The 20,017-nt window shown below is 49.9% G+C and carries 18 protein-coding genes and 5 tRNA genes; 20 read left to right on the top strand and 3 right to left on the bottom strand.

Going from position 1 to position 20,017, the window contains the following annotated elements; all coding sequences use genetic code 11:
• Nucleotides 1-34: 34 nt before the first annotated feature.
• The 20 genes from tig to TY09_RS02745 all read left to right on the top strand — a co-directional run bounded on the left by tig (nucleotide 35) and on the right by TY09_RS02745 (nucleotide 17,753).
• Nucleotides 35-1,327, top strand: coding sequence for a trigger factor (gene tig / locus TY09_RS02840; RefSeq protein ID WP_042431016.1), 1,293 nt, complete (start codon nucleotides 35-37; stop codon nucleotides 1,325-1,327).
• A 114-nt stretch (nucleotides 1,328-1,441) separates the two neighbouring features.
• Nucleotides 1,442-2,023 carry an ATP-dependent Clp endopeptidase proteolytic subunit ClpP gene (gene clpP, locus TY09_RS02835; RefSeq protein ID WP_009064157.1) on the top strand — a complete coding sequence of 194 codons (582 nt, stop codon included), beginning with the start codon at nucleotides 1,442-1,444 and terminating at the stop codon, nucleotides 2,021-2,023.
• A gap of 27 nt (nucleotides 2,024-2,050) precedes the next feature.
• A complete protein-coding gene (clpX, locus tag TY09_RS02830; protein WP_009063560.1) occupies nucleotides 2,051-3,364 on the top strand; it encodes an ATP-dependent Clp protease ATP-binding subunit ClpX in 1,314 nt (437 codons plus the stop codon).
• A 90-nt stretch (nucleotides 3,365-3,454) separates the two neighbouring features.
• On the top strand, nucleotides 3,455-5,911 hold the full coding sequence (gene lon / locus TY09_RS02825; protein WP_042431010.1) for an endopeptidase La: 2,457 nt from the start codon (nucleotides 3,455-3,457) through the stop codon (nucleotides 5,909-5,911).
• Between the two features lie 10 nt (nucleotides 5,912-5,921).
• Entirely contained in the window at nucleotides 5,922-6,512 is a 591-nt protein-coding gene (gene yihA / locus TY09_RS02820) for a ribosome biogenesis GTP-binding protein YihA/YsxC (RefSeq protein WP_042431009.1), read from the top strand.
• Between the two features lie 26 nt (nucleotides 6,513-6,538).
• Nucleotides 6,539-7,837 carry a diaminopimelate decarboxylase gene (gene lysA / locus TY09_RS02815; protein ID WP_042431007.1) on the top strand — a complete coding sequence of 433 codons (1,299 nt, stop codon included), beginning with the start codon at nucleotides 6,539-6,541 and terminating at the stop codon, nucleotides 7,835-7,837.
• Between the two features lie 160 nt (nucleotides 7,838-7,997).
• Nucleotides 7,998-8,303, top strand: coding sequence for a YerC/YecD family TrpR-related protein (locus TY09_RS02810; RefSeq protein WP_009063659.1), 306 nt, complete (start codon nucleotides 7,998-8,000; stop codon nucleotides 8,301-8,303).
• Nucleotides 8,300-9,070, top strand: a complete 771-nt coding sequence (locus TY09_RS02805) for a class I SAM-dependent DNA methyltransferase (RefSeq protein ID WP_042431005.1) — start codon at nucleotides 8,300-8,302, stop codon at nucleotides 9,068-9,070. The genes TY09_RS02810 and TY09_RS02805 overlap by 4 nt, the downstream gene beginning before the upstream one ends.
• A 4-nt stretch (nucleotides 9,071-9,074) precedes the next feature.
• Nucleotides 9,075-9,974, top strand: coding sequence for an Hsp33 family molecular chaperone HslO (gene hslO, locus TY09_RS02800; protein WP_042431002.1), 900 nt, complete (start codon nucleotides 9,075-9,077; stop codon nucleotides 9,972-9,974).
• A 119-nt stretch (nucleotides 9,975-10,093) separates the two neighbouring features.
• A tRNA-Val gene (locus tag TY09_RS02795) sits at nucleotides 10,094-10,170 on the top strand.
• Between the two features lie 3 nt (nucleotides 10,171-10,173).
• Nucleotides 10,174-10,250: transfer RNA gene (locus TY09_RS02790), tRNA-Asp, on the top strand.
• 6 nt (nucleotides 10,251-10,256) lie between these two features.
• Nucleotides 10,257-10,332: transfer RNA gene (locus tag TY09_RS02785), tRNA-Phe, on the top strand.
• A gap of 6 nt (nucleotides 10,333-10,338) precedes the next feature.
• Nucleotides 10,339-10,414 (top strand) — tRNA-Gly (locus tag TY09_RS02780).
• A 65-nt stretch (nucleotides 10,415-10,479) separates the two neighbouring features.
• Nucleotides 10,480-10,554: transfer RNA gene (locus tag TY09_RS02775), tRNA-Cys, on the top strand.
• A gap of 213 nt (nucleotides 10,555-10,767) precedes the next feature.
• Nucleotides 10,768-11,499 carry an N-acetylmuramoyl-L-alanine amidase gene (locus TY09_RS02770; protein ID WP_243171405.1) on the top strand — a complete coding sequence of 244 codons (732 nt, stop codon included), beginning with the start codon at nucleotides 10,768-10,770 and terminating at the stop codon, nucleotides 11,497-11,499.
• Nucleotides 11,500-11,653: 154 nt separating this feature from the next.
• The gene (radA, locus tag TY09_RS02765) at nucleotides 11,654-13,021 is read left to right on the top strand and encodes a DNA repair protein RadA (RefSeq protein WP_042430998.1); all 1,368 of its coding nucleotides are present in this window, start codon (nucleotides 11,654-11,656) and stop codon (nucleotides 13,019-13,021) included.
• A gap of 285 nt (nucleotides 13,022-13,306) precedes the next feature.
• Nucleotides 13,307-14,389, top strand: a complete 1,083-nt coding sequence (locus TY09_RS02760; protein WP_042430994.1) for an efflux RND transporter periplasmic adaptor subunit — start codon at nucleotides 13,307-13,309, stop codon at nucleotides 14,387-14,389.
• The gene (locus TY09_RS02755; protein ID WP_042430992.1) at nucleotides 14,382-15,569 is read left to right on the top strand and encodes an ABC transporter permease; all 1,188 of its coding nucleotides are present in this window, start codon (nucleotides 14,382-14,384) and stop codon (nucleotides 15,567-15,569) included. Before TY09_RS02760 ends, TY09_RS02755 begins: the two co-directional genes overlap by 8 nt.
• A 72-nt stretch (nucleotides 15,570-15,641) precedes the next feature.
• A complete protein-coding gene (locus TY09_RS02750; RefSeq protein ID WP_326520085.1) occupies nucleotides 15,642-16,421 on the top strand; it encodes a DUF6873 family GME fold protein in 780 nt (259 codons plus the stop codon).
• A gap of 252 nt (nucleotides 16,422-16,673) precedes the next feature.
• Nucleotides 16,674-17,753, top strand: a complete 1,080-nt coding sequence (locus TY09_RS02745; RefSeq protein ID WP_042430988.1) for a tyrosine recombinase XerC — start codon at nucleotides 16,674-16,676, stop codon at nucleotides 17,751-17,753.
• A 51-nt stretch (nucleotides 17,754-17,804) separates the two neighbouring features.
• Here TY09_RS02745 and TY09_RS02740 read toward each other — a convergent pair whose 3' ends face one another.
• From TY09_RS02740 to TY09_RS02730, 3 genes are read right to left on the bottom strand one after another with little or no spacing between them, the layout of a single operon-like run.
• A complete protein-coding gene (locus tag TY09_RS02740; RefSeq protein WP_009064038.1) occupies nucleotides 17,805-18,095 on the bottom strand; it encodes a YciI family protein in 291 nt (96 codons plus the stop codon).
• A gap of 38 nt (nucleotides 18,096-18,133) precedes the next feature.
• The gene (locus TY09_RS02735) at nucleotides 18,134-19,006 is read right to left on the bottom strand and encodes an SseB family protein (protein ID WP_042430985.1); all 873 of its coding nucleotides are present in this window, start codon (nucleotides 19,004-19,006) and stop codon (nucleotides 18,134-18,136) included.
• Between the two features lie 27 nt (nucleotides 19,007-19,033).
• Nucleotides 19,034-19,984, bottom strand: a complete 951-nt coding sequence (locus tag TY09_RS02730; protein WP_042430979.1) for a YesL family protein — start codon at nucleotides 19,982-19,984, stop codon at nucleotides 19,034-19,036.
• Nucleotides 19,985-20,017 lie beyond the last annotated feature (33 nt).

The following is a 20,017-nucleotide window of genomic DNA, read 5'->3' as shown; positions in this document are numbered from 1 at the left end:
TAAGATAATTTGCAATTAGCAGGAGGAAAACAAAATGAGTTTAAAATCGTCCAATCAGGTAGAAACTAACCGTTATCAACTTGAGGTTGAGGTTGACGCGGATACTTTTGAAAAAGCGGTTAACCAGGCTTTTCATAAACAAGGCAAAAAAATTACGATCCCGGGCTTCCGCAAAGGCAAGGCTCCGCGCGCTTTCATCGAAAAATATTACGGAGAGCAGTTTTTCTACGAGGACGCTGTAAACACTGTTTACCCTGCTGCTTTGGATGAGGCTGTAAAAGCAGCTCAGCTCAGACTGGTTGATGACAAAATTGATTTTGACGTCGTCAGTGTCGGCAAAGACGGACTGGTGTTTAAGGCAATTGTTACCACCTGGCCCGAGGTCAGCATCAGCGATTATAAGGGCCTTGAAGCGTCTAAGACTCCGGTTGAAGTAACCGATGAGGACATTGACAAGGAAATCAAAAAGGTTCAGGAGCGCAATTCCAGAATGATCACCGTGGAAGATCGTCCGGCTCAGCTCGGCGACGCGGCTGTCATCGATTTTGAAGGTTTCGTAGACGGCGTTGCCTTTGAAGGCGGCAAGGCGGAAAACCACACGCTGGATCTTGGCTCCGGCCAGTTTATCCCGGGCTTTGAGGAGCAGGTTGTCGGCCACTCCACCGGCGAAGAGTTCGATATCACCGTAACCTTCCCGGAGGATTATCAGGCTTCCACTCTCCAGAACAAAGAGGCCGTATTTAAAATCAAGCTGCATGAAATCAAGCAGAAAGAGCTGCCGACCGTTGACGATGATTTTGCAAAAGACGTCAGCGAGTTCGATACGCTGGAAGCTTATAAAGAGGATATTCGCAAAAATCTGCTGGAATCCCGTGAGAAGGCTGCCCAGGATGAGGTTGAGGCTCAGCTGATCGACCAGCTGGTAGAAAAGCTGCAGGGTGAAATTCCGGAGGCTCTGTACCAGAACAAGATCAACGACGATCTGCGCGACTTCGCATATCGCCTGCAGTCTCAGGGGCTGGACTTCAATACCTACCTGAAGTATACCGGCATGGATCAGAACACGATCCGCGACCACTTCAAGCCTCAGGCTGAGAAGCAGGTCAAGGTTCGCCTGGCTCTTGAAAAGATTGCCGAGCTGGAAGAAATTAAGACCACAGCGGAAGAAATTGAGGCTGAATTCGAAAAGCTCGCCAAGACCTACAGCATGGAAGTCGACAAGGTAAAGAGCTTTATCCCCGAAAAGGATCTGGCTCAGGATCTGGCGGTGGAAAAAGCGGTCGGCATCGTCCGTGACAGCGCAAAGATCACGGAGAAAAAAGATTAATGACAAAGCGCCTTCTGGAGCTTTGACGATACAAATGGATATTCCGCCGCCGATTACCGTGCGAATCGGCGGCGGAAATACAAAGAAAACCCGCATGGAAGAAAGGTGGTTAAGATGAGTTTAGTCCCTTATGTTATTGAACAAACAAATCGCGGTGAACGCTCGTACGACATTTTTTCCCGCTTGTTAAATGATAGAATTGTGATGTTGAATGAAGAGGTCAACAACGTGACGGCAAGTCTCGTGGTTGCGCAGCTTCTGTATTTGGAAGGCCAGGATCCGTCGAAGGATATCAGCCTTTATATCAACAGCCCGGGCGGCTCTGTAACGGCCGGCCTGGCAATCTACGATACCATGCAGTATATCAAGTGCGATGTTTCCACGATCTGCATCGGTATGGCCGCTTCCATGGGCGCGTTCCTGCTGGCTGCCGGTGCAAAAGGCAAACGCTTTGCACTGCCCAACAGCGAAATCATGATCCATCAGCCCAGCGGCGGCGCGCAGGGCCAGGCGACGGATATTATGATCCACGCAGATCACATTATCGCCACGAAAAAGAAGCTCAATGAGATTTTGGCGGAGAAAACCGGGCAGCCTATTGAAGTGATCATGAAGGACACCGAGCGTGATAACTTTATGACCGCAGAACAGGCCGCTGCATACGGTCTGGTTGATAAAGTGATTGCCAAGAGATAACTTCTATGTGAAGCAGGTGATAATAGAATGCCGAATAACGACGATACCAAGGAGAGAGAATTGTGCTGCTCCTTTTGCGGTAAGCCGCAAAGCCAGGCTCGCCGCCTGATCGCCGGTCCGGGTGTTTATATTTGCGACGAGTGCGTGCAGCTTTGCAATTCCATCTTGGAGGATGAGTCGCACTTATCCAACCGAAAAAAGACCTATACGGGCGATACCGGCACGATCCTGCTCAAACCGCAGGAGATCAAAAAGAAGCTGGATGAATATGTAATCGGGCAGGATAAGGCAAAAGTTGCTCTTTCCGTCGCGGTTTACAACCACTATAAACGCGTTTATTACGGCGGCGAGGATGTGGAAATCAGCAAAAGCAATGTGCTTTTGCTGGGCCCCACCGGTGTGGGAAAGACCCTGCTGGCGCAAACGCTTGCAAAACTTCTCGATGTTCCGTTTGCAATTGCCGATGCCACAACGCTGACAGAGGCCGGCTATGTGGGTGAGGATGTGGAAAACATCCTGCTCCGCCTGATTCAGGCCGCCGATTTTGACATTGAACGCGCAGAGAACGGCATTATCTATATCGATGAAATCGATAAGATTGCCAGAAAATCCGAAAACCCTTCCATTACCCGCGACGTCAGCGGCGAGGGTGTTCAGCAGGCTCTGCTGAAGATTCTGGAAGGCTCCGTCTGCAATGTGCCGCCGCAGGGCGGCCGAAAGCATCCGCAGCAGGAATTCCTGCAAATTGATACCTCGAACATCTTGTTTATCTGCGGCGGCGCTTTTGACGGACTGGAGAAAATTATTGAGAGAAGGACAGCCTCTTCCTCGATGGGCTTCGGCGCACAGATCAAGAGCAAAAAAGAATTGGATACGACTGCGTGGATGTCTGAGGTAATCCCTCACGATCTGGTCAAATACGGCCTGATCCCCGAGCTGGTGGGCCGTCTTCCGGTTATTACCGCGCTGAACGGATTGGACGAGGAAGCGCTGGTGCGCATTCTGACCGAGCCGAAAAACTCGCTTGTGAAACAGTATAAGCACCTGTTCCAGCTCGATAAGGTTGATCTTGATTTCCAGCCGGATGCGCTGCGTGAGATCGCCAAAAAGACCATTGAGCGCCAGACCGGTGCGCGCGGACTTCGTTCCATTCTGGAAGAAATCCTCACCCCGCTGATGTACGACGTTCCTTCGGAATATACGGTGGAAAAGGTGATGATTACGCCGGAAGCCGTGAAAAAGGGTACTGCGCCGGAGCTGGTTTATAATGAAAACCGCAAGCCGGTCAAAATTAAAATTTCAAATCCCCAAAAACGCGGGCGCAAGGATACCGCGTCTTAATTCACAGCATAGCTGTTGTTGACAAGGAACAGGAATCTTATCCTTGTTAGCAGCAGCTTTTTTCTTCACTGAAAACTACAGGAGTGAAATATGAGCAAAAAAATCGAGCGACAAACAGAACTACAAACCTTGCCGGTTTTGGCATTGCGCGGGCTGGTTTTGTTTCCCGGTATGATTCTGCAATTTGATGCGGGAAGAAAAAAATCGATTTTGGCCCTGCACGAAGCAATGGAGCAAAATCAGACGATTTTCCTGGTAGCTCAAAAGGATCTCGAAGACAATGATCCGGATTCCGAACAGGTATTCCAGATTGGTGTCATCGCGAAGATCAAGCAGATTCTTCATCATACGGAGGACGGAGTCCGCCTTCTGGCCGAGGGGATCTGCCGCGCGCGGATAGAAGAGGTTGTCAGCGAAACTCCGTTTTTGACGGTAAAGGCTGCGGTGATGCAAACACCGCCGGCCCGTGTTACCCATAAAACGGAAGCTTTGGTTCGCTATACGCAGAGTCTGTTTGAAAGATACCTGCAGAATTACAAGCGTATTTCGCCCGACATCGTGATCGGTGTTGTGAAAAATAAAAGCTGTGGTCCTCTGGCTGATTATATTGCTTCGAATCTGATGCTGGATTTTGAGCAGAAGCAGGTCATTCTGGAAGAGCTGCACCCGGTTCGCAGGCTGGAAAAGCTGGTGGATATTCTCGAGCACGAGGTTCAGGTACTGGAAATCGAGAATGAGATCACCGAAAAAGCCCGGGAGCAGATGAACCAGAACCAGCGGGATTATTTTCTGCGGGAGCAGATCAAGGCGATCAACTACGAGCTGGGGGAGGATGACAACCCCCAGGAGGAAGCCGAAGAGCTGCGCGAGAGGATTTTACAGCTCGATATGCCGGAAAAGCAGCGCGAAAAGCTGCTGAAGGAATGCGACCGCTTCGGGAAAATGCCGTTTGGCTCGCACGAGGCGAGCGTGATCCGCAATTATCTCGATATTTGCATGGAGCTGCCCTGGAGCACTTCCTCCAAGGAAACGATCGATCTTGCGAAAGCACAGCGCGTTCTGGATAGAGATCATTACGGCCTGAAAAAGGTAAAGGAACGAATTCTGGAAACGCTGGCCGTCCGAAAGCTTGCACCGGACATCAACGGGCAGATCGTTTGCCTTGTGGGCCCGCCCGGCGTCGGCAAAACCTCCATTGCCAAATCCATTGCCAAGGCGATCGGCCGCAAATATGTGCGGGTATCCTTGGGCGGCATCCACGATGAGTCCGATATCATGGGTCACCGGCGCACGTATATCGGTTCCATGCCGGGGCGGATCATGAACGCGGTCAAGCAGGCCGGGGTCAATAACCCCCTGATCCTGCTGGATGAAATCGACAAGCTGAGCAGCAGCTTCCGCGGCGACCCCGCGGCTGCACTGCTTGAGGTGCTGGATTCGGAGCAGAATTCCGCGTTTTACGATCACTATATTGATATGCCGTTCGATTTGAGCAAGGTGCTGTTTTTGACAACGGCCAACGACGCCAGCACGATTCCGGAGCCTCTTTTTGACCGCATGGACGTGATTTTTCTTTCGAGCTATACGCATGAGGAAAAATTCCAGATTGCAACAAGACACCTGATTCCCAAGCAGCTGAAAAAGCATGGGATCAGCGCGCAGACTCTTCGGATCACCCCCGCAGCCGTGCGTGACCTGATTGACAGCTACACCCGTGAGGCGGGTGTGCGAAATCTGGAGCGCAACATTGCGGCGATCTGCAGAAAATGTGCAAAGCGGATTGTAGCGGAAACGGGAGAGAGTCTGAAAATCACGGTGAAGCCTTCCGACCTGGAGGGACTGCTCGGCCCCCGCCGCTTTAAGCCGGAAAGCAGGAACAAGCTCGACGAGGTCGGTCTTGTGAACGGTTTGGCATGGACCAGTGTCGGCGGCCAGACGATGCCGATTGAAGTCGCTGTGATGGAAGGAAACGGAAAGCTGCAGCTGACAGGCTCGCTCGGCAACGTGATGAAGGAATCTGCCCAAACAGCGATCAGCTGTATTCGCTCCAAGGCGGCGCAGCTGGGAATTGACGGGCAGTTCTACAATAAAACGGATATTCACATCCATGTGCCGGAGGGTGCTATCCCGAAAGACGGCCCATCCGCCGGTATCGCGATGGCAACTGCCATTACCTCGGCGCTTTCCCAGATTCCCATCCGCCACGACGTGGCAATGACTGGTGAGATTACGCTGCGCGGCCGGGTGCTGCCGATCGGCGGCCTGAAGGAGAAATCCATGGCCGCTTACCGCAACGGAATCCGTACGGTCATCATTCCGGAGGATAATTTCTCCGACGTATCGGAATTTGACGACGTGGTCAAGGAGAATATCCATTTTGTTCCGGTCAAGAAAATCGATGAGGTGCTTGGCTTGGCGCTGACCAAAAGGCCCCGCCCGCTGCCGCAGGCCAAGGCTGCGGTTCCGGCTGCTGAGCCTGCTGCTAACAATGCAGACCCCGTTGCACAGCCCCAGCCGCCTGTGATACGGGAGCAGCCTCAATGCTAGAGGTGTTGAATTGAGATTTGATAATGCCGCTTTTGAGTTTGCCGCCGGTCGGGTGGAACAGCTTCCGCCCGATGATCTGCCGGAGATTGTTTTCTCCGGCCGGTCGAACGTCGGAAAATCCTCTTTAATCAATAAGCTAGTCAACCGGAAAGCGCTGGCGCGCGTCAGCGCCACGCCCGGCAAGACCGGTACCATCAATTTTTACGGGCTGGCAGACTGCCGGCTTGTGGATTTGCCGGGCTACGGCTACGCGAAGGTTTCGCAGTCCGAAAAGCTGCGGTGGGCCAATCTGGTGGAGGGCTATTTTTCCGCCGGCCGCCGCATCGGGCTGGTGGTGCAGATTGTGGATATGCGCCATAAGCCTACGGCAGACGACCTGCATATGATCGACTTTTTGAGTGCGGGTGGACTTCCCTTTGTGGTGGTCATGACAAAGTGCGATAAGCTCAACAAAGGGGAGCGCGCCGCCCAAATTCAGCTATACGACGACCTGTTTCAAAATCGGGAGCAGGTTCGGCGTCTGCCTTTTTCTTCGGCCGACGGGGAAGGCCTCGACACGCTGAAGGAATGGATTACGGCGGCTTGCGCCGTACAAGAGTAAGGAATACCAAAGGGGGAATTCGACCAATGTATGTTTCCGACCACTTACAAATCAATGAGCAGGGGCATCTGAGCATCGGCGGCTGCGATACCGTGCAGCTGGCGGAGCAGTTCGGCACGCCGCTGTATGTCATGGATGAAAACCAGATTCGCAGCAACTGCCGCAGATACCAGAGCTCCTTTGAAAAGCATTATCAGGGCAGAGGAATGACCGTCTATGCCAGCAAGGCCTTTAACTGCAAGGCAATCTGCCGTATTATTGAGGAAGAGGGTCTCGGCCTGGATGTAGCCTCCGGCGGCGAGCTTTACACCGCGATTCAGGCGGGCTTCCCGGCAGAGCGCATCCATTTCCACGGCAACAATAAAACCGAGCAGGAAATCCGCCTGGCTCTGGAGTATGAAATCGGACACTTTATCGCAGATAACCTGACCGAGCTGCAAACGATTGACCGCCTTGCGAAAGAAGCGGGCAAGGTTGCCCATGTTTCCCTGCGCGTAAAGCCGGGCATCGACGCCCATACGCACAGCTTTATCCAAACCGGCCAGATCGATTCCAAATTTGGTTTTGCGCTCGAGACCGGCGAAGCGATGGAAGCCGTCGAGGCCGCACTGAAATATCAGAACATCGACCTCAAGGGCGTTCACTGCCATATCGGTTCTCAAATTTTTGAAAGCTCTCCCTTTGTATTGGCAGCAGAAGTTATGCTGCAGTTCATCGCGGATATCAAAGCGAAAACCGGCATAGAAATAGAAGAGCTGAACCTTGGCGGCGGATTTGGAATCCATTACGCAAAGGACGACGCGCCGCTGCCGTATGATCAGTATATGGAGCTGGTTTCTACCGCCGTATTCCGCAAGTGCGAGGAGCTTGATCTGAAGGTTCCCTTTATCTTCATCGAGCCGGGCCGTTCCATGGTGGGCGAAGCCGGAATCACCCTGTACCATATTGGCGGGATCAAGCATATCCCCGATATCCGTACTTATGTATCCGTAGACGGCGGTATGACGGACAATCCCCGCTATATTTTGTACCAGGCAAAATACACCGCGCTGATTGCGAACAAAGCCAATCAGCCGGCTGAAACCAAGGTAACCATCGCGGGCAAGTGCTGCGAAAGCGGCGATCTGATTCAGGAGGACGCGATGATTCAGGAGCCGCAGATAGGCGATGTGCTGGCGGTACTGTCTACCGGGGCTTACAACTATTCCATGGCATCCAATTATAACCGCAATCCCCGCCCGGCTGTCGTGATGGTAAAGGACGGCAATCCGCGCGTTGTGATTCGGCGCGAGTCTTATGAGGATTTGATTCGTAACGATCTGTAAATCTTCGCCCGGCCATGCCGGTTCGGGGCCTGTTGTCATGCCGTTATCGCTTTCACGCTTTAACGCTTGAACAAGCCGCGCCGGTATGACCTCTAAGGGCGTTTGATGGCTTTTAGAGTACGCATACCGGTTTTAGTATGAAAAAGAAGGATGGAGTATTATGAATTCTAAAATCAAAGACAAAAGCGTAGATCTGCTCTTTCAAGCCGTGTTATCTCTCAAGACCGTCGAAGAATGCTATGACTTTTTCGAGGATCTCTGCACCGTTCCCGAAATCAAGGCAATGTCTCAGCGCCTGACAGTGGCGCATATGCTGCGCAGTAAATGTGTTTACAGCGATATTGTTGCGAAAACCGGTGCGTCCACCGCAACAATCAGCCGCGTGAACCGCTCTTTGAACTACGGCTGCGATGGATATGAGATTGTGTTCAAGCGTCTGGAGGAAAATGGAGACACGGAACAATGAGCTCTTATTCCACCTTCGCACAGTATTATGATGAGCTGACGCAAAATGTCGATTACGCAGAGCGGGCAGAGTATTTCTGCGGGCTTTTGAACAGCCTGCGTCATCCGGCCGGCCTGGTGCTGGATTTGGCCTGCGGCACCGGCAGCCTGACTTTGCAGCTGAAAAAACGAGGGCTGGATGTTTACGGCGCAGACGCTTCTTATGAGATGCTGTCCGTTGCTCAGCAGAAGGCTGCCGAAGAGGAGCAGGAGATTCTGTTTCTTTGTCAGCCGATGCAGAAGTTGGATCTGTACGGCACGGTGGATACCGTGATCTGTGCGCTGGACAGCATCAATCATTTGACTTCGGAACGGGATGTTCTGGCAGCTTTCCGCAGGGTCTCTCTTTTTCTGAATCCGGGCGGGTATTTTTTGTTCGACATGAACACATTATATAAGCACCGAGAGGTGCTGGCCAATCATATTTTTCTATATGATACGGACCATGTATACTGTGTATGGCAGAATCATTATGAAGAAAAAACGGACAGAGTCGGGATCCATCTGGACTTTTTTGGGAAAGAGGGCGCTCTGTACCGCAGAAGCTCCGAGCATTTCTATGAAAGGGCCTATTCCATAGAAAAAATCGGTGAGCTGTTACATACTGCGGGCTTAACGCTCGCAGCCTGCTACGACGACTGCAGTATGGAGCTGCCCAGGCCGGACAGCGAGCGCGTTGTTGTAGTCGCAAGAAAAGAACCCATATCAGAATCAGAAAAGGAACTTTAAATCTATGGACAGAATTATTCGCTGCATCACCACCGACGGCAGTATCATGGCGTCTGCGGTGGAAACAACCGATATTGTGTACACGGCTCAGCAGATTCACCACACCAGTGCTGTTACAACGGCTGCTTTGGGGCGGCTGCTGTCGGCGGCTTCTTTGATGGGGAATATGCTCAAAAAGAAGGATGCCGTGATCACGCTGAAAATAAAGGGAAACGGCCCTGCGGGCGCTGTGGTGGCAATCGCCGACAGCACCGGGAATTGCCGCGGATATATCGAGCATCCTGAGGTATCTCTTCCGAATAAGCCGAACGGGAAGCTCGATGTCGGCGCGGCAGTTGGCGCCGACGGTCTTTTGAGCGTTATGCGCGATTTGGGTGAGGGCGAGCCTTACGTTGGTCAGGTTGAACTGGTCAGCGGCGAGATCGGTGAGGATATCAGCCAGTATTTTGCTGTGAGTGAGCAGGTTCCCACCATCTGTGCGTTGGGCGTTCTGGTGGATAAGGAGAGCGGGCAGTCTCTGCTTTCCGGCGGTATGCTGGTTCAGGTGCTGCCCGGCGCAGACGGTGCCGCCATCGCAAAGCTGGAGCGCAATGCTGCTTTGCTCGAGCCGGTTACCACCATGCTGGCCAAGGGCATGAGTATGGAAGAAATGTGCCGCCAGGCTCTGGATGGCTTTGAGATGGAAATATTGGACGAGTCGCCGGTCAAGTATGTCTGTACCTGCAGTGCAGACCGTGTGACCCGTGCGCTTTCTACGCTGCACCCGGGGGATATCCGCACCCTTGCGGATGAGAGCGGCAAGATGGAAGCCAAATGCCAGTATTGCGCCAAAACGTACGAGTTTACCCAGGAGCAGCTGAACCAACTAGCGGACTCTGTCGAGAGAGAGCATGGGCAAAAATAGCGTGGAAAAATATCCAACCAAATTTTGAAAAAATTTGAAAATACCTGTTGACAACTGACACAATATATAGTATTATATAACACGTCGCTGATGCACAGATGCACGGCGGCAGCCGAAATGGGAGTATAGCTCAGCTGGTTAGAGCACCTGCCTTACAAGCAGGGGGTCATAGGTTCGAGTCCTATTACTCCCACCATACGGCTCGGTAGTTCAGTTGGTTAGAACGCTAGCCTGTCACGCTAGAGGTCGACGGTTCGAACCCGTTCCGAGTCGCCAAAATTTGCCTCTGTAGCTCAGTTGGTAGAGCAGGGGACTGAAAATCCCCGTGTCGATGGTTCGATTCCGTCCGGAGGCACCAACAAACGCGGATGTAGCTCATCTGGTAGAGCGCCACCTTGCCAAGGTGGAGGTAGCGAGTTCGAGCCTCGTCATCCGCTCCATGGCTTGACTGGATAACGCTTAAAGCAATATTAAGCGTTATCTTTGTCACCATAATCATCAATATGGCGTCATAGCCAAGTGGTAAGGCAAGGGTCTGCAAAACCCTGATTCCCCAGTTCAAATCTGGGTGACGCCTCCAGGAACCGCAAGCTGTTTAGCAGCCTGCGGTTTTTTCGTTTTATTCTATTTTTTATCCTGTTTGAAAAGGAATAGTATGAAAAAAGAATGATGTCAAAAGTTGCGGCAGCCTTAAAATAAAATGGAATGATTTTGGCCCTTTCTACGGATTTTGTTTCTGTGTACAATTGGCGTTGTTTTTTTGTAGATGGGTGCATATACTTCCTCAGAGGTGATGACTTTGAAGAAGCTTCGACTGCCCCTGCTGCTACTGATCTTTTGCTGTATGATGTTTATCCGCCTGACTTATCTTTCCTTTGAAAAAATCGACCAGATGGTTTCTGCGCTGGCCGGAGACTATATGCCGACCATCGTTCTCGATGCGGGACACGGCGGGGAAGACGGCGGCGCTGTCAGTAAATCCGGAATCGTTGAAAAGGATATTAATCTTGCGATTGCGATGGATCTGAAGCCCATGCTTGAGATGTCCGGGTTTCGGGTCGTCATGATCCGGGACTCCGATGTCTCCGTAGGGGACAATACGCTCGATACGGTGAAGGCGAGAAAGACCTCAGACATGCACAATCGGCTGAAAATCATCGAAGAGAACGGCGACTGCGTGTTTCTGAGCATTCATCAGAATCATTTTACAAATGGCAAATACAGCGGCGCTCAGATTTTTTATGGTACCAAAAATCCCAAAAGCCAGGCTTTGGCAGATACGACTCAAAAAACAATTTCTACCCTTTTGCAGCCCGATAATCAAAGAGAAACCAAGCCTGCTACCGATTCTATCTATCTGCTGAGGAACGCCGATGTTCCAGCTGTTATTGTAGAATGCGGTTTCCTCTCTAATGCCGGAGAAGCGAAAAAGCTGAGTCAGCCGGAATATCAAAAGCAAATGGCATTTGCGATCTATCAGGGCTTTTTAAGCTATTGGATTTCTGTTTCGCAAACCATGGCATAACTGTTGCCCTAGCCCCGCTGCCGCGCTATAATAGATATAAATGGATTTGCGTTCTTTCCTCGCCGCAAATAGCGTGAAATAGCAATACTTCTTCGCCGTGGGCAGGAAAAAAACAGGATAATGAAAATAAAGTAAGGATAAATGGAGATATCATATGGCATCGAAAAGCAAATCGGTATTCGTGTGCTCCGGCTGCGGATTTGAGTCCCCAAAATGGTACGGGAAATGCCCCGGATGCGGGGAATGGAACACGATGAGTGAGGAAATACGCGAGCCCGTTCGTTCGGCTCCCAAAACGGCCGGGCATCACTCTATGTCGCGCCCGATATCCATCAATGAAATCGATACGGAGGACGAACAGCGCTACCAGACAGGGCTTTCTGAGCTTGACAGAGTGCTGGGCGGCGGGATCGTGCGCGGTTCTCTGATTTTGATCAGCGGTGACCCTGGAATCGGAAAATCGACAATTCTGCTTCAGATCTGCGAGTATTTGGGGCAGCAGCTGCGCATTTTATATGTATCGGGGGAGGAATCCAGCCGCCAGATTAAGCTCAGGGCGCGCCGTTTGGGAGTCAGCAGCGAAAATCTGCTGATCCTGACCGAAACCGATATTCAGATTGTTGTTGAGCAGATTCAGGAGCTCAAGCCCGATCTCGTCATGATCGATTCCATTCAAACGATGAATCATCCGGAGCTCAGCTCGTCGCCCGGCAGCGTGACCCAGGTAAGGGAATGCACGAATTACGTGATGCGCACAGCCAAATCACTGGATATTCCGATCATGGTTGTGGGGCATGTAAACAAAGACGGCGCGATCGCCGGGCCAAAGGTTTTAGAGCATATTGTAGACGCCGTTTTGTATTTTGAAGGGGATCGACAGATGTCGTACCGCATTCTGCGGGCGGTGAAAAACCGATACGGCTCCACCAATGAAATCGGCGTATTCGACATGGGCGAAAAAGGGCTGTCCCAGGTGGACAACCCTTCTATGGCGTTATTATCCGGACGGCCCAAGAATGTATCGGGTACGTGTGTGACGTGCGTTATGGAAGGCACCAGGCCGATTTTGGCAGAGGTTCAGGGTCTTGCAACCACCACCGGTTTCGGCAACCCCAGAAGAACCGCTACCGGTTTTGATTATAACCGAATGTCTCTGCTTCTGGCGGTTTTGGAGAAGAAAGCGGGCTACTATTTTTCGAATCTGGACGCCTACGTGAACATTGTCGGCGGCCTGCGCCTGGACGAGCCCGCGGCGGATCTTGCGGTGGCCATGGCGCTGATTTCCAGCCTGAAAGACGCGCAGATCGGCGATAACGTTTTGGTGTTCGGTGAGATCGGCCTGACAGGAGAGCTGCGGTCCGTTTCTCATGTGAATGCACGTATCGCAGAAGCAGCGCACCTGGGATTTGAGACCTGCATTCTGCCGCATGCGTGTCTCAAGCAGGTGAACGTAGAGCATCGCGGAATCCAGCTGATTGGGGTGCGGAATATCAGGGAAGCGTTTGAGGCGGCTGTTCTTTAACGGAACGGGGAGTAGTGCGTGGAACACGGTTCCCCTTTCGGGAAGAGGCCTGAATACGGTGAACACAGCCTTGCCCGGTATCGTTTGTTACCATTGTGGGAATTTCAAGCGAACAATATCCTTCCCGCTGATAAATGCAGTCTTCGTCACATTGAATGATATTCATGCATTTCACCTCATCGGTATTCTTTGAATTTCGGGTGCAATTATTCATTGAAAAACTGTGCTTTTCCATTCATAAAATGGACTTCCCATCACAAAATAAGAGTGTATGGGGGGATTGGAATGAAAAAGTATGGAATGCTTTTCAGCTTTACACTAATCTTAAGTTTGCTGATTATTCACGCGGGAAATGTCTATAAAGGTACTTATGTGCCGGTTTCTGTTGTAAAGGTGAGTCCCGTTACAGCAGAAAGCTCGGTTTATTCGAACAATGGCACAGTCGAGCGAGTGGATTCCCGCAATATCTATGCACAGGCCGGGGCGGTCGTGCAGAAAATCCATGTCAAAACCGGTGACTCCGTCAAAGCCGGCCAGGTTCTGATGACTCTGTCGGTGTCATCTGCGCAGGATATATCGGATACGGTTTCTTTACCGGATTCTCTGAATGAGCAAACGTATCAGGATCTGCTCGAAACGTATTATAGCCAGATTGCCGGTGGAAGTAGTTCCGCAGTGGTTCCGGGAACGTCTTCTTCCTCAGAGCAAGGCAGTTCTTCTGCCAGCTCGTCCACATCATCTCCGGCAGAACCGATTGAGACAAAGGATGTCGAGATTACAGCGCCTGTGGCCGGTGTGGTGACTTCTGTTGCAATTTCGGAACAGGAAACGGTGGAACGCAACAAGGCTGTTATGACGGTTTCTGCCTCCTCCGATCTGCAAGTGCGTCTGGCCGTCAATGAGTCGCAGATTTCAGAAATCAAAATAGGGCAGAGGGCGGTTATCACCGGGGCTGGCTTTCATACCGTTTATGAGGGTACGGTAACCTCTATTTCTTCGGAAGCGAAGCAGGAATACCATACCACCGGTACGGAAACCGTGGTTGAAGTGCTGGTTCGCATTCAAAATCCGAAAAGCGATATTAAGCCCGGTTTCTCCGCAAAAGCAAGAATCATAACAGAAGAAAGCAAAAATGTTCTGGTAGCGCCGTATGAGGCCGTTCGCGCCGACGACGACGGCAAGGAGTATGTGTACCTGCTGCATGGCCGGAAGGCCATAAAGGTGCCCGTGACCACCCGGAAGGAATTCGAGTCCGGCTTTGAGGTTTTATCGGGCCTGCAGGATCAGGATACCATTATTATGAATCCCGATTCGATTACTGACGGAGCTGCGGTGCTTCCGCAGGAGGAGGGATCCTCCAATGGCTGACATTTTTCGCTCCGCTTTTCAAAACCTTGGCAGAAAAAGGCTCCGCACGGCTTTGACGATGATGGGGGTAGCCATTGGCGTAGCGTCGGTCATTATGATCGGCAATATCAGCCAGTGCGGCACGGACGCGCTGACCCACGAGTTTGACAGCCTGGGCCTGAGCGGACTGTCGATCAGCACTTTGGAAAACGACAGCCAGGTTGTGCTGACTGATACCGACCTGAAAATTGTACGGGAATCGGAAAATGTAGAGAAGGCCATGCCTGTGATGATGCAGGCGACCAGTGTGCAGACAACGCGGATCACCGGAAAGGCGCTGGTATGGGGAATAGATGCCGACGCGAACCAGATCATCTCTTTGAATGTTCTGTATGGCCGGTCGATCAGCGTCAGCGATGTCAAATCTGGCGCGCGAGTTTGTATGGTGGACGAGAATTTTTCGCAGGCTTCTTATAAAAGAAATAATATCATCGGGAAAAAGCTGTCGATTACCTGCAGCGGCGGCACGGAAGAATTTGAAGTGGTTGGGATTGTAAAAACAGGCAGCGGATTGCTCCAGAACTTTATCGGCAGCTACATTCCGAATTTTGTCTATGTTCCATATTCCACCATGCAGCAGCTGCTGGGAAAGAGTTCATTCGACCAGATCGCTGTCAAGCTGAAATCCGGAACAGATGTGGACAAAACAGGGGATATGCTGGTGCAGTCCCTGAACCGTACGAACGGGAGCAGCAATGCTTTTGTTTCAAACAATCTGATGAAGCAGCGCGACAGCCTTTCTAATATTCTTGGGGTCGTCACGCTGATTCTGTCCTCTGTTGGGGCGATTTCGCTGCTGGTGGCCAGCCTGAGCATCATGACGGTGATGCTGGTTTCTGTCAATGAAAGAACGCGGGAAATCGGGATTAAAAAATCAATCGGGGCCAGAAAAAAAGATATCCTGTTAGAATTTATGTTCGAAGCGATTTTGATCACGCTGTTTGGCTCCTTATTTGGAATTCTGGCTGGCTATGGGATTTCTTATTTGGGTGCCTCTTATTTTGGCTTTGCACTGGGTATTCGGTTGGATATTATGGCCCTTGCGGTCGGTTTCTCCGTTTTAACTGGAATGATATTTGGGGTATATCCTGCCATGAAAGCGGCTAAAATGAACCCCGTAGACGCCCTGAGAATGGAATAGAAGCGTATTCCATTGTGTTAGAGAGGGGCCGTTTCATTTTGGGTTTAAATTGTAATAAGGGTGATATCGAGTATGGGAATGATATCTGACAGGATACGAACAGAACGCTTTGTAGATACGCCAAATTTGCCGTCATCCAAAGTCACCGCTGTAATTGCTTCCGATCTCGTGCCGGAAATAATCACCGCATTGCAGAGCAGGGGAATTCGTGTGATAACCCCACAAGTGAATCCGGATTTGCCGGAGCCGGTCAATCGGCACGCGGATCTGCAGTGTATTCACCTTCAAGGGAAAAGCTGGCTCGTGGTGCGGTCAGAAATCGAGCTGCAGCAAGGGCTGAAAGACGAGGGAGCCGAAGTGCTGCTGACAGAGCAGAGACTGGGAAACAAATACCCGGCGGATATTCGATTGAATGCACTTATTCTCAATAAACAAATGTTCGGAAAATTAAAAGAACTGGATCCGGCGCTGCAAAAAGCCTGCAGCTTTGCCGGAATACATACTATTTTGGTGCGGCAGGGCTACACAAATTGTTCCGCCGCGATCCTATCTGAAAAAGCGATGATTACAGCGGATATCGGGATCGCACAAGCGGCGGAGCAGCATGGAATTGAAGTGCTGAGAATCAGCGCGGGAAATATTCGGCTGCCTGGATATGAATACGGATTTATTGGCGGCTGCTGCGGACTGATTTCTGAATCCGTTGTAGCGTTTACAGGGGCTCTGAAATTTCATCCGGATGGTTTGCAAATGCGCCGCTTTATTGAAGCGCAGAAAAAACAGGTTTTGGAACTGACACAAAATCCTTTGATCGACATTGGCGGAATTCTGCCGGTGAAAGAAGAGAACTGATAGAGTAATTGAAAGTATATTCTGGGTACACAATTGACGGCCCCTTTTAAAAATGATATAATTAGTCATAATAACTATTTTGTCTAATTCAGGGGAGCTGAAATTTCAAAATCGGCTTTCAGGAGCTGATAACGCAATCCAGGCCGCCTGAAGCATTTGTTCGGAAATTCAATGGTGTTATAAGTGAACAGTCAATATAAATAATTAAAGCTAAATAATTGAATCGATATAAATGAAATTGGAGTGATAAAAATGGATCCGAGATTAATGCATGAATGTCCTTTGATTATCCGTGAATTCCTGGGTTATATCGGTACAGTCAAAGGAAAATCCGATCATACAATGGAAGAATATTTTCGCGATTTGAGGACGTTTTTTCGTTACATAAAAAAGCAGCGAGGATTGGCTTCGGATGATCTGCCCATAGATGAAATATCTATCTCAGATGTAGATTTAGCACTGATTCAGTCGATTTCTCTGACAGATGTATTCGAATATATGAATTACCTTTCAGCGGTTCGCGGAAATAAAGCTGCGACGAGAGCCAGAAAGGCTTCCAGTTTGCGGGCGTTTTACGGCTACCTGACCAATAAGGCCCATAAGCTTTCTGTGAATCCCATGGCAGAGCTGGAAACGCCGAAGCTCAAAAAGGCATTGCCGAAGTATTTAACGCTCGAACAGAGCATGGAACTGCTGAATGCAGTGGACGGCCCGGATCGGCAGCGTGATTACTGCATCCTCACATTATTTTTAAACTGCGGTATGCGGCTTTCTGAACTGGTGGGGATCAATGTAAAAGACGTTCGGCAGAATGCATCGACTTTACGCATTGTGGGAAAAGGCGATAAAGAGAGAGTCGTGTATCTAAATGATGCCTGTCAGGAAGCGATCCGGCAGTATCTGGCGGTTCGCCCGAACAACAATCTAATCGACCGCGAGGCGCTGTTCATCAGCCGGCAGCGCAAACGGATCAGCCCGAAAACCGTGCAGCATCTGGTGAAAAAATATCTGGCGAAAATCGAATTTGAAGGCCCTGGGTATTCCGTACATAAGCTGCGCCACACGGCGGCTACCCTGATGTATCAGCACGGCCATGTGGATATTCGGGTTTTGAAGGACGTTCTCGGGCATGAAAATCTGGGTACCACCGAAATCTATACGCATTTATCCAATCAGCAGATGCGCGATGCGGCGAACGCCAATCCGCTGTCTAAGGTGAAATCCAGAGGAAACCGTGTTGTTTCCGCGACTGCCGTGAAGAAACTCGCGGTATCTGAAAGCGGCGATAAAGCGGAGCAGGGAGAAGATTCGGAAGAAAAAAAGAGCCAATAAAACGAGCCGGAACACTGATGGCAAGTAAGCTTCAGTGTTCCGGCTCGTAATTTATTGCTCTGTAAAGCATTGAAAGTTTGGAGCACATTTTGTGGGATTAAATTCGATCATTTCATAGCTTGCAATCCCGTTTATATGAAATGGATCTTCGGAGATGATTTGTTTCATTTCAGCTTCATCTTTTGCATGGAACAAAATCACTCCGCCAATACGGGGATTTTTTCTGCCGGAGCAGATGAATTTTCCTGCTTCATAATACCGATCCAAAAACGCGACATGTTCTTCAAGATATTTCTCAACTTCTGATAATGGTTTTAGATAAGTTAAATTTGCGATATACATTTTTTGGCACTCCCCTTGCTTTCCGAACTTTCCGGCTGCTATTCTACTTCGCAGACCGCTTCAATCTCTTTGATTCGTTCTTCTGAAAGGACGATGTTGGCGCCGTAGGGATTGATCACAGCCCCATCTGACTGCTGTATAAAATGCTTAATATCCTCCAGCTTCACCAGCATTCCATTGTATTTCTGCTCCGGATCATATTTCCGCAGTTCATTCCAGTCGGTAAATACCGGATAAAAATGCTGGTTCTCGCTATTGCTGATCGTGGGCAGGGCGAAACTGGTGCCCTCCTTAATAATCGCCTTTCCGCTTTCAGAATCCTTTTGTTCCAGATTAACATCACTTGCATCCATCGCCATCAAAAATTGCGCGTTGTAAATCTCCCGAAACAAATTGTTCTGATGCTCTAAGGTGGCTTTCTTCTGGTTCAAAAGCTGAAAAAACTGGTTGGCCGCCCTTACCAGAGAAGGATTCATAACGGGGCGCTGAATTTCCGGTAATCTGGAAAAGTCAGGTTTTTTCATTAAGGCAAACAGGCTCAGATGCACAGCCGGCTGGCCTTTATCAATAATCAGGCCTTCAAATCCGCTTCTGTAAAAGTCCCCCAGCAAACGCATTCTTTCTTCCGCACTGTTTTCCTCACAGCTTACCTCAATCCCTTGCTCTTTGCATTTCTGCTGAAAATCTTCGAAAAACCGTTTTTCCGTAAATAAAAGCGTGCTCGGAACAGTGCCCACAAATTCCAGCCAATAATTCTTGGTATAGGAGCAAGTGACAGCCCAAATTGGCTCATCTGTTTTCAAACGTTCCAAAAGCAGGTTTTGAATTTTTTTGTCTCCCGAAATATGCCTCTGGATTAAATCCTGAATGGTATAGGAGGCTTCGGTAGAGTTTCCATTATCCTTTGTCATATTGCTTTCTATTCCTTTCGATTTCGGTCAGCTTCTATCCTGGAAAATAGAACCGTCGTCATTTTCCAGAGTACTTTTCTTCACTAGTTTTCCCTGATAAAATACATATTCGGGTTCGGATTTCCTTTCCTCTTCCCCCTCCGCCTCTGTGCTCTCTTCCCCACCTTCGCTTTCAGACGATTGTGCATCCGCAGGTTCCAGCGCGGGGTGAATCATCAGCTTTTCAATTAACGGGTAAACAGTAAAATTAATCAAAAAGGAGGAAAAAGAAAATGCAAAAAACAGAACCAGGAATCCGTTGATCAAAAGAACCAAAGCCGGATTCATATAGTACAGAAAATAATTGAGGAACAAAATCGCGCCGAAGATCGCCGTTAATAAAATATTGCGCCACAGGCCGATAATGGCGAAAATGAACGCGTTTTTATAAATCTGCTTCAGGCTTAGATCAAAGGTTACGATCATCAGCGGAATGTAGTACTGCATGAAGATAAATACCAGAAATACCGCAATGCTGACTCCGAACAGAACCATGAACAGAGTCCCCTGCGAGGCCGCCAGTGTGTAATAAAAGCGAATGCAGAAGGTAATCAGGCTGACCAGCACATAACAGATGATGCCGTGAATCGAGAACTGCTTCCAGTTGAGCAAAACAGCGTCTTTAAAATCAGACGCGATAAACGCGTGCTCTTCCCTTGCGTAATTGCGGGTGACAAAAGTCAGACCCGCCAAAAAGGGACTGAGCAAAACAAACGGCAGATTCCACAAAAACGCCTGCCCGGTAACGAGGCCTACCAGATAAGAAAGAATCGCTACGACTGCAAATGGAACCAGGAACAGCAGATTCAGCTTTACCAGATCAAAAAATTTGCGGAACAGCACTTCAAAAAATCTTTGAACCGGCGGCTTTTGCGGTGCGTCTTTGCTTACTCCAGGTCCCGGCTTCTGGTAGCCACCGAACAGAGAAAATCCTGACAAACAGAGTCACTCCTTTTGTGTTACCCACGCTGC

Origin of the sequence: Faecalispora jeddahensis (genome assembly GCF_000577335.1) — a bacterium.
Taxonomy (GTDB): Bacteria; Bacillota; Clostridia; order Oscillospirales; family Acutalibacteraceae; genus Faecalispora; species Faecalispora jeddahensis.
This window is presented reverse-complemented; position numbering and strand designations above follow the sequence as displayed.